The organism is Vibrio sp. R15-SG3-ISO1A (assembly GCF_059833955.1).
Window position 1 is genome coordinate 166,380 of sequence record NZ_JCBDGH010000030.1, and the last position, 15,949, is coordinate 182,328.

At 49.5% G+C, this 15,949-nt stretch carries 15 protein-coding genes; 5 read left to right on the forward strand and 10 right to left on the reverse strand.

Annotated elements, in window-relative coordinates:
- Positions 1 to 100 precede the first annotated feature (100 nt).
- Complete coding sequence (locus AC6R0L_RS04025) at positions 101 to 724, reverse strand: OmpA family protein (RefSeq protein ID WP_500628309.1); 624 nt, start codon at positions 722 to 724, stop codon at positions 101 to 103.
- A 274-nt stretch (positions 725 to 998) separates the two neighbouring features.
- Between AC6R0L_RS04025 and AC6R0L_RS04030 the strand changes: the two genes are divergently transcribed.
- Positions 999 to 1,619 (forward strand): thiol:disulfide interchange protein DsbA/DsbL, encoded by a 621-nt coding sequence (locus AC6R0L_RS04030; RefSeq protein ID WP_500628310.1) that lies wholly within the window; start codon positions 999 to 1,001, stop codon positions 1,617 to 1,619.
- Positions 1,620 to 1,637: 18 nt separating this feature from the next.
- Positions 1,638 to 2,111, forward strand: coding sequence for a BamJ family beta-barrel-assembly machinery protein (gene bamJ, locus AC6R0L_RS04035; RefSeq protein ID WP_500628311.1), 474 nt, complete (start codon positions 1,638 to 1,640; stop codon positions 2,109 to 2,111).
- A 73-nt stretch (positions 2,112 to 2,184) separates the two neighbouring features.
- Here the strand turns inward: bamJ and AC6R0L_RS04040 are convergent, their stop codons facing one another.
- The 4 genes from AC6R0L_RS04040 to nrdD all read right to left on the reverse strand — a co-directional run bounded on the left by AC6R0L_RS04040 (position 2,185) and on the right by nrdD (position 6,963).
- A complete protein-coding gene (locus tag AC6R0L_RS04040; RefSeq protein WP_334551810.1) occupies positions 2,185 to 2,865 on the reverse strand; it encodes a putative ATP-dependent zinc protease in 681 nt (226 codons plus the stop codon).
- A 73-nt stretch (positions 2,866 to 2,938) separates the two neighbouring features.
- Positions 2,939 to 4,120, reverse strand: coding sequence for an amino acid aminotransferase (locus AC6R0L_RS04045; RefSeq protein WP_500628312.1), 1,182 nt, complete (start codon positions 4,118 to 4,120; stop codon positions 2,939 to 2,941).
- A gap of 150 nt (positions 4,121 to 4,270) precedes the next feature.
- Positions 4,271 to 4,741 (reverse strand): anaerobic ribonucleoside-triphosphate reductase-activating protein, encoded by a 471-nt coding sequence (gene nrdG / locus AC6R0L_RS04050; protein ID WP_500628313.1) that lies wholly within the window; start codon positions 4,739 to 4,741, stop codon positions 4,271 to 4,273.
- 101 nt (positions 4,742 to 4,842) lie between these two features.
- Positions 4,843 to 6,963, reverse strand: a complete 2,121-nt coding sequence (gene nrdD / locus AC6R0L_RS04055) for an anaerobic ribonucleoside-triphosphate reductase (RefSeq protein WP_500628314.1) — start codon at positions 6,961 to 6,963, stop codon at positions 4,843 to 4,845.
- 297 nt (positions 6,964 to 7,260) lie between these two features.
- Between nrdD and AC6R0L_RS04060 the strand changes: the two genes are divergently transcribed.
- The gene (locus tag AC6R0L_RS04060; RefSeq protein ID WP_500628315.1) at positions 7,261 to 8,163 is read left to right on the forward strand and encodes an endonuclease/exonuclease/phosphatase family protein; all 903 of its coding nucleotides are present in this window, start codon (positions 7,261 to 7,263) and stop codon (positions 8,161 to 8,163) included.
- A 31-nt stretch (positions 8,164 to 8,194) separates the two neighbouring features.
- On the opposite strand, the gene AC6R0L_RS04065 is transcribed toward AC6R0L_RS04060, so the two are convergent.
- From AC6R0L_RS04065 to AC6R0L_RS04085, 5 genes are read right to left on the reverse strand one after another with little or no spacing between them, the layout of a single operon-like run.
- Positions 8,195 to 11,350, reverse strand: coding sequence for an efflux RND transporter permease subunit (locus AC6R0L_RS04065; RefSeq protein WP_500628316.1), 3,156 nt, complete (start codon positions 11,348 to 11,350; stop codon positions 8,195 to 8,197).
- Positions 11,351 to 11,368: 18 nt separating this feature from the next.
- Entirely contained in the window at positions 11,369 to 12,415 is a 1,047-nt protein-coding gene (locus AC6R0L_RS04070; protein ID WP_500628317.1) for an efflux RND transporter periplasmic adaptor subunit, read from the reverse strand.
- Positions 12,416 to 12,458: 43 nt separating this feature from the next.
- On the reverse strand, positions 12,459 to 12,917 hold the full coding sequence (locus AC6R0L_RS04075) for a DUF6691 family protein (protein ID WP_487902882.1): 459 nt from the start codon (positions 12,915 to 12,917) through the stop codon (positions 12,459 to 12,461).
- A gap of 15 nt (positions 12,918 to 12,932) precedes the next feature.
- Complete coding sequence (locus AC6R0L_RS04080; protein ID WP_334551803.1) at positions 12,933 to 13,352, reverse strand: YeeE/YedE family protein; 420 nt, start codon at positions 13,350 to 13,352, stop codon at positions 12,933 to 12,935.
- 46 nt (positions 13,353 to 13,398) lie between these two features.
- Entirely contained in the window at positions 13,399 to 13,710 is a 312-nt protein-coding gene (locus AC6R0L_RS04085) for a metalloregulator ArsR/SmtB family transcription factor (protein WP_500625279.1), read from the reverse strand.
- Between the two features lie 184 nt (positions 13,711 to 13,894).
- Here AC6R0L_RS04085 and AC6R0L_RS04090 point away from each other — a divergent pair, with 184 nt between their 5' ends.
- Both AC6R0L_RS04090 and AC6R0L_RS04095 read left to right on the forward strand, forming a co-directional pair.
- A complete protein-coding gene (locus AC6R0L_RS04090; RefSeq protein WP_334551801.1) occupies positions 13,895 to 14,080 on the forward strand; it encodes a YgaP family membrane protein in 186 nt (61 codons plus the stop codon).
- Positions 14,081 to 14,092: 12 nt separating this feature from the next.
- Positions 14,093 to 15,796 carry an FAD-dependent oxidoreductase gene (locus tag AC6R0L_RS04095; protein WP_500628318.1) on the forward strand — a complete coding sequence of 568 codons (1,704 nt, stop codon included), beginning with the start codon at positions 14,093 to 14,095 and terminating at the stop codon, positions 15,794 to 15,796.
- The last annotated feature ends 153 nt before the right edge of the window (positions 15,797 to 15,949 follow it).

The window sequence follows — 15,949 nt, forward strand, 5'->3', positions numbered from 1 at the left end:
ACTCTGAGGCCTAAGTAGAACTTTCGAACGAACAAAAAGCCTGACAAACGTCAGGCTCATGGTTGGTCAGTGTGAGATAACGTGTGGTGGGGATCACCCGCTAGTTATTTGAAACGATAAAGAGCACTTCCACTCGTCGATTGCAGGCTTTGCCAGACGGGGTGTTATTACTACAGGCTGGCACATGTTCTCCATAGCCGCGCGTGAAAATAGAGTTCATGGATACGTTGTTGCGCGCCAGTTGCGCTTTTACGGCTTGTGCTCGCTTGACGGAGAGTTGATCATTGAAAGACGCATTGCCTGTACTATCGGCGTGCCCGTCAATCACGATGTCGATGTCGGGTTGTTTCGATAAGTAACGCCCCACCATATCGACCCAATATAAAGAATCCGGTGATAAGTTCGATGAGCCAGTGCGGAACTTGATCGTATCTTTAAGTTTGACCATCACATGATTCCCCGGAAGAATTTCGTAATCGACACCATTGCTGACTAAAAAGCTCTGTAAGTCCCCATAGCTTTGAGTGCGCTGTTGCCCCATCGGGCCTTGTACACCAGCGTTTGATGATAACATCGGCGCCTTACCCCAATCTGGATAACGCAATTCAGAGTCGCTTTGCGGAGCGGTATCCAACATATCTCCGCCTAGTCGAGCAAACTCCTTGGGAATAGAGGCACTGCATCCAGACAGGAGTAACAGTAGAGGCAAAATGTATTTTGTCATGGTCGTCATCACTCGTTACTTCTCAACACTCTCTTTATATCGACCATTTTGCGCGAACTTTAGCGCTTCTCTCGTGACCAAACGCATATTTCTTACCACCCTATAGACTTTAAGGGTAGTTGCTCGTCCACCTACTTAGCTTGTGAATCAAGGCTTATCGATAGTAGAATCGAAACACATTCCACGCTCAGCGCGAATTCAATGATAAACCAATGAGTTAAATCGAGTTGGTGTCACGTTGAACGATAAGCCTGCGCATACAGAGATAGTCATAATGAACAAACTCCTTACTCTGACACTCGTCATACTGACATTTGGCTTAGCCGGATGCAGTGAGTCAACCGAGCCCACCGAAGGCAAACACTACGAACCACTCCCCGTTAACCTCTCCACCTTCCGAGTGGAACCCGTTATTGAAGTGTTCTCTCTACATTGTAGTCACTGCCGTAAAATGGAAGAGGCGCTACCTGAACTTGAACAATTGGTCGGCCAGTCGTTTGGCAAGGTCCACGTCACGTTCAATGAAAGCGCACAAGTGGGAGCGATGATTTACTACTCCGCGCAAATGCAGCTTGGTCATACACCGGATCACGCAATGATGACGGAACTGTTTGCCGCTGCGCAAATGGGGGACGGCGCATCGTTAGATGACAAGAAGCAAGCGATTGATGCTGCGTTTGAAACTCGCAACTTAACCAGCCCTTACAATCTCGATAATGATCAGCAAAGTCAGCTGTTTAAAAAGATTGAACGCGCGCATGAGATGACGACTCAAGGGCAGATCAATGCGGTGCCAATGTTCATCGTCAAAGGCAAGTATCGCATCCTTACCTCTGCGCACAGCGATATTGCCGACATTGCCAATACGATCCAATTCTTACTTGCTCAACCTTAACTCTGACAGGACGTTATTATGTCTAAAATTATCATTCCTATCGTTATCGTGGTTCTCGCTGTGTTTTTCGTCTATCGTACTTGGACGAACGGCAAAGCGGCCGAAGCTAACCTTGCTGCTGGTGAGGCATTTTTGGCTGATAATGGCCAAAAGGAAGGCGTTATCACCACCGACAGTGGCCTTCAATACCAAGTACTCACGAAAGGTGAAGGGACGGTATTCCCTACGATGGCAAGCACAGTAAAAGTGCACTACCACGGTAGCTTGATTGACGGCACGGTATTCGACAGCTCTGTCGAGCGTGGAGAGCCTATCAGCTTTAAACTTGGTCAAGTGATCAAAGGGTGGCAAGAAGGACTGACTTACATGAACGTCGGTGACAAAGTAAGACTGTTTATTCCAAGCACATTAGCGTACGGAAAAAGCGGCACTGGCCCTATCCCACCCGCAGCGACACTCATTTTTGACGTTGAATTGCTGGCCATTGACTAAGGTAAGGTCATCTTGATAATCCATAAAAAAAGCCGCTAAGCGGCTTTTTTTTTCAGCTGACAAACAGAGCGTCTTACTTGTGTTTGTCTTGAATAAACGTACGGCTAACATCGACAACGGCAATGTCTTTAAAGAAGCTACGACCAAGAAGTATTGGGTAGGTCAAGTGCGTTCTGTCGGCTAATGTGAACTCTGTTTTTTCCTTCACATCACCGATTTGAATCCAGCCCTCAACCACTGCGCGCTTTTCAGACTCTTCAGAAGTGGATTGGCGAATTTTCACCCAGCGCTGAACAGGCAAAGCAATTTCTCTGCTTTTTACACCCTCGTGTTCAATTTTGAACTTGACCCAATCCTTTCCGTCACGCTCAAACGGCAACACCTCTACCGCACTGATTGATGACGTTGTCGCCCCGGTATCGATACGCGCTTTAAAGCTCGCTTCTAGTCCGGGCACATACACCCACTCTTGTTCACCAAGCATCAACTTGCCATCCGCCGTTTTCTTCGGCGATTCTGTCGGCTTAGGTGCCACTGGTTTTTCCGGCTTAGGCTCAGGTTTGACCTCAGGCTCTTGTGGTGCAGTCGGCTCTGGCTCCGAGGTGTCTGGTGACGTCACCTCTGGCGTTGTCACTTCCGGCTCCTGCGTTTGTGGCGTTTGCTCAGGCTCAACCACTGATTCACCCGTCGTTGAACACGCCACCAATCCACCACTCAATAGTAACGGTAGGACGATTTTCCATGTTTTATTCATTGGACCACCTAATCTTGTCAACATGGCCGCTCATCTTGAGCGGCACTCGCGAGTTTTCAATACGCAGATGTCTTTACGCGACACGAACGATAGCGTTGGCAACGTATGGGATGTCTTTTTCCGTCAAGCCGGCAATGTTAATTCGACCATCGCCTACGCCATAAATGCCATATTCTTCACGCAGTTGCGTCATTTGCTCTTGGCTAAAGCCTAGCACAGTGAACATGCCTTTGTGGCTCTGAATAAAGTCGAATTGTGATGTTCCGTGGCTATTTTTCAGTTCATCACACAATGATTTGCGTAGGCTAACCAAACGTTGTTGCATCTGTGACAGCTCTTGTTTCCAGACTTGGGTCAGCGCGTCACTGCCCAAAATGGTTTTCACTAGCGCCGCGCCATGATCAGGCGGCATGGTGTAAGTGGAACGCGCGAGGGTCATCAACTTGCCTTTGGCGTTGTCCGCTTCCTGCTTAGTGTTGGCAACCACAATCGCCGCGCCCGTACGCTCACGGTATAGGCCAAAGTTTTTCGAGCATGACGTGGTGATCAACATCTCTTCCACGTTGTCTGCCATGTAGCGAAGACCTTTCGCGTCTTCCTCTAACCCGTCGCCAAAACCTTGATAAGCGATATCGACAAACGGGGTAAAACCATTTTTCTGCGACAGCTGGGTGATGGCCTGCCATGCGTCAAAATCGATGTCAGCACCCGTTGGGTTATGGCAACAACCGTGTAATAACACGACGTCATCTTTTCCAGCGGTACGTAAATCCGCCATCATGGCATCAACGTCGACTTGCTTAGTGTCACGGCTAAAATAGCGGTAGTGACGTACTTTCAGCCCCGCCGCTTCCATCACAGGTTTGTGGTTCACATAACTTGGATCAGAAATCCATATTGTTGTATTTGGCTGCGCCACCTTCATCAGGTCACCCAGCATACGCAGCGCACCGCTCGCACCTGGGGTTTGGATAGCAGACACGCGATCCATTGCCGATGTGCCCGTCAACAGCAGATCAATCATCGACTGGTTAAACTGCTCACAGCCCGCAAGGCCAACGTAAGATTTGGTGGTTTGCGTCGCGACGACAATATCTTGGGCTTGTTTAATGGCTTGCATTACAGGGGTTTCACCTGCGCTGTTTTTATAAACGCCAATACCAAGGTCTACTTTTTCATCACGAGGATCGTTGCGGTACGCAACAGAGAGAGAAAGAATTGGATCCAGCATAGGTGCTGGTAATTGAGAAAACATGAAAGTCACAACCCTTTGAAATTCAAGATGGCTGACAACTTATCATTTAATCCTACTTTCTAGAAACAATTTTGTGAGCGAGAGTTCAATTTCATCGACTGCTTTTGTAAATTTTTACATACAGTTAACAATGAGCCGTAAACCAAGGTATCACTGTAATTTGAACGTGTGGATGATTTGATTCGCGCTACCCCGCCATTCAAGATTAAGATCGCGCTGCTCTTGAATGAATTTGCCATCGATTAAGGTATCAATGTACTGCGTCACTTCACGCTGCGCATCATCAAGCTCTGCTAGGGTATACCCCGTCCAGACCCAGATGTCTTTTCCCGGGCACTCCGCGCGTACGCGTTTAACCAACTTAAGGATGTGTGGCACGTTAGCAGGGTGGAGCGGATCTCCACCGGACAGCGATAACCCGCGGCGCTTGATACGTGGATCGTTAAGATCAGCGATGATTCGGTCTTCCGCTTCTTGGGTGAACAACACTCCTGAGTCCAAACGCTGAGTAGACTGATTGTAGCAGCCTCGACACTGATGCACGCAACCTGAGACAAACAAGGTGCATCGGGTGCCAGGGCCATTAACCACATCGACGGGGTAATATTGGTGATAATTCATCGCTCTTTCCAAAACAAAAGCCGCTAACTAAACACGAAACAAACCAGAGGACAAAAGAAGCCAGTCAAACTGGCTTCCTATTAGCTTGTCTAGGTGACCACTTACAGATGCTTAACGCGTCGTTTTACTTCTTCTTGCTTGCCGAAGTTGAAAGGTCTGGCGTCTGGGCTACCAAGATAACCACACACGCGTCGCGTCACTGACACTTTGGTCGAGTCGTGGTTGCCACAGCTTGGGCAGGTAAAGCCTTTGCTGGTGCAGTCGAACTCACCGTTGTAGCCACACTCATAACACTCATCAATCGGCGTGTTGGTGCCGTAGTAAGGCACGCGGCTGTAGCTGTAATCCCAGACGTTTTCGAGCGCTTCGATGTTGCGCTGCATATTCGGGAACTCACCGTAACAGATGAATCCACCACTTGAGATTTCAGGGTATGGCATTTCAAAATCAATTTTATCGTACGGGTTAACCTTCTTCTCCACATCAAGGTGGAAGCTGTTGGTGTAGTAGCCTTTATCCGTCACCCCTTCAATCACACCGTACTCTTTGGTATCGATTCGGCAGAAACGGCTGCACAAGTTTTCACTAGGTGTGCCGTATAAGCTGTAACCGTAGCCAGACTCTTGTGTCCACTGATTCACTGCTTGTTTAAGATGCTTAATGATGTTGAGCGCTTTTTCACGCAGTTCGCTGTCATCGTACACATGGGTTTGATGGCCAAAGAGCGCATTTACTGTCTCGTGGATACCAATGTAACCAAGTGAAATCGAGGCACGACCGTTTTTGAAGATGTTCGCAATCGGCTCATCGGCACCTAGGCGGATGCCACATGCCCCTTCCATATAGAGAATAGGTGCGACGCGCGCTTTGACATTCTCTAAACGTGAGATGCGTGTTTCCAACGCCCGGCGAGCCAGTTTCAACTTGGCATCCAGCAGTTGGTAGAATTTGCTCTCATCACCGCCCGCTTGAATAGCAATGCGTGGCAAGTTGAGGCTCACAACCCCCAAGTTGTTGCGACCTTCATGAATCAGCTCGCCATTTTCTTCATAAGTGCCCAAGAAGCTACGGCAACCCATCGGCGTTTTAAATGACCCTGTCACTTCGACAACTTTTTCGTAGTTCAAGATATCGGGGTACATACGCTTCGATGCACACTCCAACGCCAATTGCTTGATGTCGTAGTTCGGATCGCCCGCTTTGTGGTTTAGGCCGTCTTTAATGCCAAATACCAATTTAGGGAACACCGCTGTTTTGCGGTTTTTGCCCAAACCGGCAATGCGATTCTTCAAGATGGATTGCTGAATAAGGCGTGAGCCCCAACTGGTGCCTAAACCAAAACCAAAGGTGACAAACGGCGTTTGCCCGTTAGCGGTGTGCAGGGTGTTCACTTCATATTCCAACGATTGGAAAGCGTCGTAACACTCTTTTTCAGTGCGCGCACGCGCAAACGCTTCAGGATCATGAATATCCCACTCTTTGGCGATCTCTAGGTGCTTGTCATAACTCGTCATCACATACGGTTCGAGCACCTCATCAATACGGTTGATGGTGGTGCCGCCATAGATATGACTGGCAACTTGCGCGATGATTTGCGCCGTGACTGCGGTCGCCGTCGAGATCGATTTCGGTGTATCAATCTCTGCGTTACCCATTTTAAAACCGTGGGTTAGCATGCCTTGCAAGTCAATAAGCATGCAGTTGAACATTGGAAAGAACGGCGCGTAATCTAAATCGTGGTAGTGAATGTCGCCCGATTCATGAGCTTGAACAACATCACGGGGTAAAATGTGGGTTTTCGCGTAGTGCTTCGCAACAATGCCTGCCAATAGATCGCGCTGAGTCGGGATCACCTTGCCATCTTTGTTGGCGTTTTCGTTGATGAGATCAACATTGCTCTCTTCAATCAGACCTTCAATTTCGCGCGTCAGCGCACTTTGTTTTTCACGCGCGATGTCACGGTCATGGCGGTACTCAATGTAAGCACGCGCGAGTGACTTATACGGCCCCTGCATCAACTCGTTTTCAACTAGGGTTTGGATTTCATGGATGTGGACTTCATCGTGATCGCATAATTGCAGCTCGATCGCTAACGCGACATTGAGCGCGTAGATGGCAATTTCTTTATCAACGGTATCGGCGGCGGCTTCCACTGCGGCTTGTATACGATCTCGGCTAAATGGCGCTCTTGAGCCATCCCGTTTGATTACGATTGGTTTCACCTTTTCTCCTTACCCAGCATACTCACAGAGTTATCCACAAACACACTATATAGGGTTAATTTTTATTCGAGCAATACTATATATTGTGGCGTATTTAACGAGATAGGCACCATGAAAGTATTGATTTTGATCAATAAAAAACGCCCCTAGCGTAAGATCAAAGCGTTCTAGTGGCACCGATCAAAATTAGGAAGGAAACGATGAAAACATTCAGATTTGAGATGAATTCGCTTGCAATTTTCAGAGCACTTATAGGATAAAGGATAAGTCAAATTCATGGATAGGGTGACGCTAACAATGCGCGATTGGACCGCCTCTTTTCTCTCACTCAGAGCTTACGTGCTACTTGTCGCCTTGGTCGGTTCCATCGGCTCAAGCCATGCTCTAACGTTAGCCAGTTGGAATATTGAGTGGCTTAGCTCTGACCCTAGCGACCGCTTTGAAGCGTCACTGCGTTCTGCGCAAGATTTCGACGCTTTAGGTCGTTATTTTTCCCAAATCGATCCCGACGTGCTCGCCTTTCAAGAGGTCAATGATGAACAAGCGCTGCGCAACGTTGTGGGGTCGGGCTATCAAATCTGGTTATCGGATCGCTCGTTAGAGCGCCATCAAGACGCCCAGTTTGGTGCGATTAACCAATATACAGGGTTTGCGGTGAGAGCGGGTATTGAGGTCGTGCAACGTGATGACATCATACTGGTGGATCAAGCTCGCAGCCGACTGCGCTTTGCCGCTTATCTGGTGCTTAACCCGCAAGGCCATCAACCCCTGCACCTTCTTTCGGTGCATTTAAAAGCCGGTTGCAGCGGCGCGTATCGTGATAATCGAGATTGTCGTCTACTTTACACTCAAGGTGAGAGCTTAAACGCGTGGATCAGTGAACGAGAAGCAAACCAAGAGGCTTACCTCATCATGGGCGACTTTAACCATAATCTGGCGTTTAAAGGCGACTGGCTTTGGCGCGCCTTGACAGAGGGCACCAAAGCGCAATTGGCGAGCGATCGTACCGCAGCGCAATGCGTCGTGCGCTCTAACAAACAAGCGAATAAAACCCATAAGTTTCGCAGCCTGATTGACCATGTCATCGCCAGCCCATCGCTTACTCTGGCCACGCCTTATCAAGGCACCTATAAAACAAGTGACCTCTTCCAATATCGCCTTAGCGATCATTGTCCGATGGTCACTCGCATTATTGACTAATTGTGGTTATCCCCTTGCGTGTAAATAGACGTTAGCGAGCAAAGCGATGTTTCATCGCAACGTAGTACAGCACGGGGATCACCAACAACGTTAAGATGGTAGAAACGAAGATCCCGAAAATCAAACTGATGGCGAGACCATTAAAAATCGGGTCATCGAGAATGAACACCGCGCCAATCATCGCAGCCAGTGCGGTTAACATGATGGGTTTAGCGCGAACCGCCGCCGATTGAATCACCGCTTCTGCAAACTCAACGCCCTCTTCGACCTGTTGATTAATAAAGTCCACCAAGAGTATCGAATTACGTACGATGATGCCTGCTAGCGCAATCATGCCAATCATAGAGGTCGCGGTAAATTGCGCGCCGAGCAATGCATGACCTGGCATCACACCGATGATGGTCAGTGGAATCGGCGCCATAATGATCAGCGGTACCAAATAGGATTTAAACTGCGCCACTACCAATAAGTAGATCAAAATCATTCCAACGCCATAGGCAATGCCCATATCGCGGAAGGTTTCGTAGGTAATGGTCCACTCGCCATCCCAACGCACTGACACGCCATTAAGTCCATCAGGTTGCGCGACATAGTATTGCTCTAGGGTCATCGCCTCATCCAACTTACCGACTAAGTCGAACATGCCATACAGCGGGCTATCCAACTCGCCAGCCATATCGGCGACCACCATCACCATAGGCACCATGTTTTTACGTACGATATAGGCTTCCATTGGCAACACGTTGATGCTCACGAGATCCGAGAGCGGAAACGCTTGACCGTTTTGGCTGCCGACCTTCATGTTCAGCACTTGCTCTAAGCGCACTTTAGCCTCTTCACTGGCTTGAATCATAATGGGCACTGGGTATTTACTGTGCTCGCTGTGCAGGTAAGTCACAGGCTTGCCACCCACAGCCGTTGCCAGCGCATCGACTATCGACGCATACGGCACTTGATAATGCGCGGCCTTGCTTCGATCAATCGCCACCTGCCATTTTTGGTGGTGTTCGGGCAGATACATGTCAACATCAACGATGTCCTCCGTCTCACGGAAAATTGCGCGTATCTGCTGTGCGGCTTGATGACGCATGGCATCGGTTGGCGCGTAGACTTCTGCCAATATCGGTGACCAAACCGGTGGCCCCGGCGGCACTTCAACCACTTTAACTTTGCCCCCAAAGCGCGATGCAATCTCATTGAGCACTGGGCGCACCTCACCAGCAATGGTGTGGCTATCGCGGTCACGATCTTTCCTATCCACCAAATTCACTTGAATATCGCCTTGATTCGGTTGATTGCGCATAAAGTAGTGACGAACCAAGCCATTAAAGTTGATAGGCGCCGCCGTACCCGCATAGATTTGATAGCCAGTGACTTCAGGCACCTCATCGAGCGCTTGTCCAAGTTCAAACAGTACGCGCTGCGTCCGCTCTAGCGGCTCACCCTCTGGCATATCCAGCACTACTTGAAACTCGGATTTGTTGTCAAAAGGCAGCATCTTCAACACCACCGATTGCGCCACTGGCAGCAGCACCGAACCAGCAATCAGCGCCAATATCGCCAACAATAACAACCAACGATTGCGACGCTGTGCTCTGGCGGTGACAAAAGGGGCCATAATGCGATGAAATAGTGATGAGCTCGCACCTTTTGCATCTTCGTGATGGGCGTGTTTGAGGAGATGATGCGCCAACCAAGGTGAGAGCACAAAGGCGACCGCCAGCGAAATCAGCATCCCCATGGACGCATTAATTGGAATTGGGCTCATGTATGGCCCCATCAATCCGCTCACAAACGCCATCGGCAGCAATGCCGCGATCACGGTTAAGGTTGCTAAGATGGTCGGTCCGCCGACTTCATCGACGGCGACGGGGATCAATTCATCGAGTGATTTTTTGCCCATCGACATATGCCGATGAATGTTTTCCACCACCACAATCGCGTCATCGACCAAAATACCGATTGAGAATATTAGGGCGAACAATGACACACGATTGAGGGTAAATCCCCAAGCCCAAGACGCAAACAGCGTGATCATCAAGGTCACCACAATGGCGATTCCGACGACGATGGCTTCACGCCAACCCATGGTCAGCAAGACCAGAATCACCACCGCCGCCGTGGCGAACGCCAGTTTGCCAATCAACGTATTGCTTTTGTCCGCCGCGGTTTTACCGTAGTCACGTGTAATTTCAACCTTGATGCCTTCGGGAATCAGTTGATTCTTAAGTGCGTCTAAACGCGCTTCAACGGCTTTCGCTACGTTGACTGCGTTCTCACCGCTTTTTTTTGCCACCGCGAGCGTGACAGCGGGATGCAAGCCCTCTTTTGAGCTCGTCCACACCTGCTGCGTCGGCGTGTTAGTGCCTAAGCTAACCGTAGCAATATCTTCTAAATAGACGGGGGTTTGGTTATACAGCCCGACCACTAGCTGTTTCACCTCTTCAACGCGTGAAAGAAATTGGCCGACTTGGACTGGAAACTGTTGATTTTCATGGGTCAAGCTCAGCATGGGTGAGCTTTGATTCGCGGCGGGCAAATGCTGATTGAGCTGATCCAAGGTGATATTAAAACTGTTCATCTTTACAGGATCTAAACGCACGTCAACAATGGTCTCGTGACTGCCGACTGTATAGATGTCTCGTGTCCCTTCAATGCGTTTAAGCTCAGTTTCTAAACCGTGTGCTACCTGAGTTAACTGCTGCTGATCAAGCTGCGCCGATGGGCTGGATAAGGTGATACTGACGATCGGCACATCCTCAATCCCTTTGGGTTTAATGACGGGCTCACCCACACCCACGCCCTGCGGCATCCAATCTTTATTGGAATAGAGTTTATTATAAATGCGCACCACAGCATCATTACGGCTGACGCCAACATCAAAGATCGCGACGATCATCGCGCCATCGGGCTGCGAGAAGGAGTAGATTTTATCAATACCCTGAATTTCAGAAATGATCTGTTCTGCGGGTGTGGTGACTAGGCTCTCCACTTCAGCGGGCGTTGCTCCGGGGAAGGGAATATACACATCCGCGAAGGTGACATCGATTTGCGGCTCTTCTTCTTTGGGTGTGATGATAACCGCAAACAGACCCATCAATAAGCCTACCAACGCCAACAATGGCGTCATGGCTGAGTTTTGAAATGCTGCGGCAACACGGCCTGAGATCCCTAGCTTATGTTCCATGCGACGTTCCCCCTGCCTTTATTGCTGCTGGCTTAATGTTGGCAGGGTCGCGTAGATCGCGTCTCCCTCTTCCAACCCAGACAGCACCTCAACGTACTCACCCACTTGTTGACCTAAACGCACTGGGTTAAGCACCGGTCCGTTTTCACTTTGACGGTAAACCGCACTTAACTCGCCTCGGCGTACTACCGCCTCATTGGGAATCATTTGTATGACGCGTTCACCGAAGCGAAACTCAGTTTTCACCCACATTCCCGGCACCAAGGCGCTCGCATTAGCAGGCAAATCTTTGCTTTCGGGTAAATCCAAACGAATTTTGAAGGTGTGAGAAGTGGTGTCGGCATAGCTGAACAAGTTATAGGAGGTGGGCGCGACGCGCTCGCCATTGGGTGCCATCACATCAAATTGAGAGACATCCTTAACAAGCGGTTGATAGCGCTGAGGAATTTGCGTTTCAACGCGCAGGCGATCTAAAGAGAAGCCACTGAGTAGTGGCGACCCTGGCGCAACGGTTTCACCAAGCTCGACGTGACGCGCTGTGACCACGCCGTCATAAGGCGCTTGAATACTGGTGTAGCCAAGGGACTCTTTTGCCTGAGCGACACTTGCTTGCGCCGCTTTCACTGAGGCCGCAGTGCTGCGCGCACGCGCTTCTGCGCTGTCCATTTGATCTTGAGAAATTGCGCCTTTCGGGAATAGTTGACGATACCGGGCAACCTGAGCTTGCGCCTCACGATTTAGCGCAATCGCACTAGCCAGTTGTGCATTGGCGGCATCGAGCGAGGCTGATTGTTGCACCGCGCTGATTTCAAGCAACACTTGCCCTTGTTTAACGACATCATTGACGTCAACGTGCAAGCTCACAACTCGCCCAGACGTCTGAGCGGCGACGGTTCCTTGATTGACGGGTTGAATCACGCCATCTAAATGGACACTCTGCGCCATCGGAGCGCGTGTGACCGTGTACAACGTGTCATTCTGGTTAGCCATGCTCACATAAGAAAAGCCCATCAGGCTCACGGCCAGTGCAGACGTGACTACAGAGAGTTGAAATGTCCTTTTCATGATCGCCGCTCCTTTTTTGAGGGGTTATGTATCAGTGTAAAACTTAAGCAAGTTGAGACTGTGACTTGCGGCTGTTTTTAAAACAAATCATTAGGTTAGTGGCCCCTAGACCAACCATCATGCTGGCAAAAAAGATCCACACGCCCACGTTACCTAAACCAAGACTGGCCATTGCAGGTCCTGGGCAAACGCCGGCTAGCCCCCAACCCACGCCAAACAGCGCAGCGCCGCTTAACAATCGACCATCAATCTGCTTACTTTTTGCTAGGCAAAAGGTCTGTGCCGCGAGCGGCTTTTTCTTGGGTTTAATCAGCAAAAAATAGCTCGGCATAAACACCAACAAGGCGCCGCCCATCACAAACATCAAACTTGGATCCCACTGACCCGCGATGTCCAAAAAGCCCAGAACTTTGTTTGGGTCTGCCATGCCAGACACCACCATGCCCATGCCAAATAACACGCCTGCCAACAGTGACGTTAAACGAAAAACAACTTTATTCATGAGAAGATCCTAGGGTTATACAAGGTGGAATCGAACAAATACCGTCAACGCTGCCACGCCCATAAAGACGCCAGTCGCGACCATTGAACGCTTAGACAAACGGCCAAGGCCACAAATACCGTGCCCACTGGTGCAACCGTTGCCAAGACGTGTACCCACTCCAACAAGCAAACCGGCGAGCGCCAATCCTGTCGCACTGGTTGAATAGACCGTCACCACATCGTCAACAAACAGCAAGGCTGCGAGAATACCGCCCGAGACCATGCCCACCGCGAAAAGCAATCGCCAAGCAAAATCGTTCGATTTCGGCGTAAGTAGCCCCGTCATGATGCCGCTAATGCCCGCGATTTTTCCGTTAATCAGCAACAAAATCGTGGCTGAAACCCCAAGTAACATGCCTCCTGCTAACGATTCCCAAGGAACTGTGAACGCCATATCTACCTCTAAATGTCGTATGTATTAATGTTGGGTTTACCCAGCGTTATCGAGCGCAAAAAATTGTCTCTAAACTCTGAATAAGTTGAATCACTCGCGCATCTGCCAAGGAGTAGAACACCTGTTGGGACTCTTTACGCGCCTGTATTAATCCATGCTTACGCAGCACAGTAAGATGTTGAGAGAAGGCGGATTGGCTCAATGTCGACCCTGCTTGCAAGGCCCCCACGCCGACTTCGCCTTGCGTCAATTGACATAAGACCATCAAACGCTCTGGGTGAGCCATGACCTTGAGTAGATCAGAAGCCTCAACCGCATTTTGTTGCATTTGGCTTAGATTCAATGTTTGTTCACTCATGACACACCTATTATTTTGCAATGGAATGCTCTCTAACGAATGGCTTGATAATAAACCCAAACCTAATTTAGTCAATACTAATTTAGTGTTTTTGTAATTAGATAAATAAACATTAGACTTTTCTAATTTAGAGTTCTATAGTACGAGGGTTTCATCACGGAAATGATTCGAAAGGAGAACGATCATGACGTTAGAAAATGCTATTCGTGTACTGGCAGGCAGTATGGTTCTGCTCTCGGTGGTCCTGACCTTCACCGTCAGCAGCCACTTTGTTTGGCTAACCGTGTTTGTTGGCGTTAACTTGATTCAAAGCGCGTTTACAGGTTTGTGCCCTGCCGCTTTCTTTTTGAAAAAACTTGGTTTTCACTAATCGGAGTCACCCATGACTAAAATTGTTATCGTAGGCGGTGTTGCAGGTGGTGCATCTGCGGCTGCTCGTGCTCGTCGCCTTAGCGAGGATGCTCAAATCATCATGTTTGAACGTGGTGAGTTTGTTTCGTTTGCCAACTGCGGCTTGCCTTACCACATCGGCGGCGACATTACCGACCGCAGTAAGCTCCTGTTACAAACTCCGGAGAGCTTCCTTGCACGATTTAACGTCGATGTCCGCGTGATGAATGAAGTGGTGCGCATTAATCGCGAAGACAAATCCATCACGGTAAAAAATCTGCTCGATGGCACTGAATACCAAGAGTCTTATGACTTTCTGCTACTTAGCCCAGGTGCAGGTCCGGTTGTGCCACCGATCCCTGGTATCAAGAATCCGCTGACGCATTCACTGCGCAACATTCCAGACATGGATCGCATCATCAAAACGATTCAGATGAACAAACCGGAACACGCCACTGTCGTGGGCGGCGGATTTATTGGCCTTGAAATGATGGAAGCCTTCCACCAGCTCGGCATCAAAACCACCCTCATCGAAATGGCCGATCAAGTGATGACGCCCGTCGATCGTGAAATGGCAGGCTTCGCGCACGCGGAAATTCGCCAGCGTGGCATCGATCTCAAATTGGGTGTTGCGTTAAGCGCCGTCGAATATGTACCCAATGATCACATGGCAAGTATCGCTTCGGGTGAGGATGTCGAACATCAACACATCGAAGGTGAGTTGAAACTGTCACTCAACAATGGCGAATCGCTCACCACTGACATTCTTATTATGGCTATCGGTGTGCGCCCAGAAACCAAGCTCGCACAAGAAGCCGGTCTACAAATTGGCGCCCTTGGCGGCATTTACACCAATGAAGCGATGCAAACCAGCGATCCTAGCATCTACGCCGTCGGTGATGCGGTCGAAGAGAAAGACTTCGTGACCGGTGAGCAGACATTGGTCCCTCTTGCAGGACCTGCCAACCGTCAAGGCCGCATGGCGGCAGACAATATGCTTGGCCGCAGTGAACAGTATCAAGGCACACAGGGCACTGCGATCTGTAAGATTTTTGATCTTGCCGTCGCCTCTACCGGTAAGAATGAGAAGCAGCTAAAACGCGCAGGCATCGCCTATGAAAAAGTGTATGTTCACACCGCGAGCCATGCGAGCTACTACCCTGGCGCGGAAATTGTGTCGTTTAAAATGCTGTTTGACCCAACCTCTGGCAAAATTTTGGGCGCACAAGCGGTCGGTAAAGATGGCGTCGATAAACGCATCGACGTGATGGCGGTAGCTCAGCGCGCAGGTATGACTGTCGATCAGTTGCAGCACCTTGAATTAACTTACGCCCCACCGTACGGCTCGGCAAAAGACGTCATCAACCAAGCCGCGTTTGTTGCCAACAACCTAATCAAAGGCGACAGCAAAGCGATTCACTTTGATGAAATCGACAACCTCACAGAGGACCAAGTCTTGCTTGACGTGCGTAACCCAGGTGAGTTGGAATCAGTCGGTTACATCGATGGTGCGATTAACATCCCTGTCGACCAGTTGCGTCACCGCATGAACGAGCTCCCTAAAGACAAAGAGGTCGTTATCTACTGTCAAGTAGGGTTACGCGGTAACGTAGCCTACCGTCAATTGGTCAACAACGGCTTTAAGGCACGCAACCTACTCGGTGGTTACCGTACCTACAAGTTCGCTACGGCCTAAGTTTTTATTCCACCACGTCAACACTGTCTTGGGGAGCGAATGGCTCCCCTTTTTTGTTTCGTTACCTACACAAGCCACCATATCGTGTCGCCACCGTCCGAGCAAAAACAGGCACACCGTACCTAGTAAGATAGCACTGATCATCCATTGCTC

Excerpts from the sequence above, each read along its gene's own strand:
- AC6R0L_RS04040 (WP_334551810.1), bottom strand. The coding sequence starts at position 2,865 with ATGAATAAAACATGGAAAATCGTCCTACCGTTACTATTGAGTGGTGGA.
- AC6R0L_RS04085 (WP_500625279.1), bottom strand. The coding sequence starts at position 13,710 with ATGAGTGAACAAACATTGAATCTAAGCCAAATGCAACAAAATGCGGTT.
- AC6R0L_RS04080 (WP_334551803.1), bottom strand. The coding sequence starts at position 13,352 with ATGGCGTTCACAGTTCCTTGGGAATCGTTAGCAGGAGGCATGTTACTT.
- AC6R0L_RS04075 (WP_487902882.1), bottom strand. The coding sequence starts at position 12,917 with ATGAATAAAGTTGTTTTTCGTTTAACGTCACTGTTGGCAGGCGTGTTA.
- AC6R0L_RS04045 (WP_500628312.1), bottom strand. The coding sequence starts at position 4,120 with ATGTTTTCTCAATTACCAGCACCTATGCTGGATCCAATTCTTTCTCTC.
- AC6R0L_RS04090 (WP_334551801.1), top strand. The coding sequence starts at position 13,895 with ATGACGTTAGAAAATGCTATTCGTGTACTGGCAGGCAGTATGGTTCTG.
- AC6R0L_RS04060 (WP_500628315.1), top strand. The coding sequence starts at position 7,261 with ATGCGCGATTGGACCGCCTCTTTTCTCTCACTCAGAGCTTACGTGCTA.
- AC6R0L_RS04025 (WP_500628309.1), bottom strand. The coding sequence starts at position 724 with ATGACAAAATACATTTTGCCTCTACTGTTACTCCTGTCTGGATGCAGT.
- AC6R0L_RS04095 (WP_500628318.1), top strand. The coding sequence starts at position 14,093 with ATGACTAAAATTGTTATCGTAGGCGGTGTTGCAGGTGGTGCATCTGCG.
- bamJ (WP_500628311.1), top strand. The coding sequence starts at position 1,638 with ATGTCTAAAATTATCATTCCTATCGTTATCGTGGTTCTCGCTGTGTTT.
- AC6R0L_RS04070 (WP_500628317.1), bottom strand. The coding sequence starts at position 12,415 with ATGAAAAGGACATTTCAACTCTCTGTAGTCACGTCTGCACTGGCCGTG.
- AC6R0L_RS04030 (WP_500628310.1), top strand. The coding sequence starts at position 999 with ATGAACAAACTCCTTACTCTGACACTCGTCATACTGACATTTGGCTTA.
- nrdG (WP_500628313.1), bottom strand. The coding sequence starts at position 4,741 with ATGAATTATCACCAATATTACCCCGTCGATGTGGTTAATGGCCCTGGC.
- AC6R0L_RS04065 (WP_500628316.1), bottom strand. The coding sequence starts at position 11,350 with ATGGAACATAAGCTAGGGATCTCAGGCCGTGTTGCCGCAGCATTTCAA.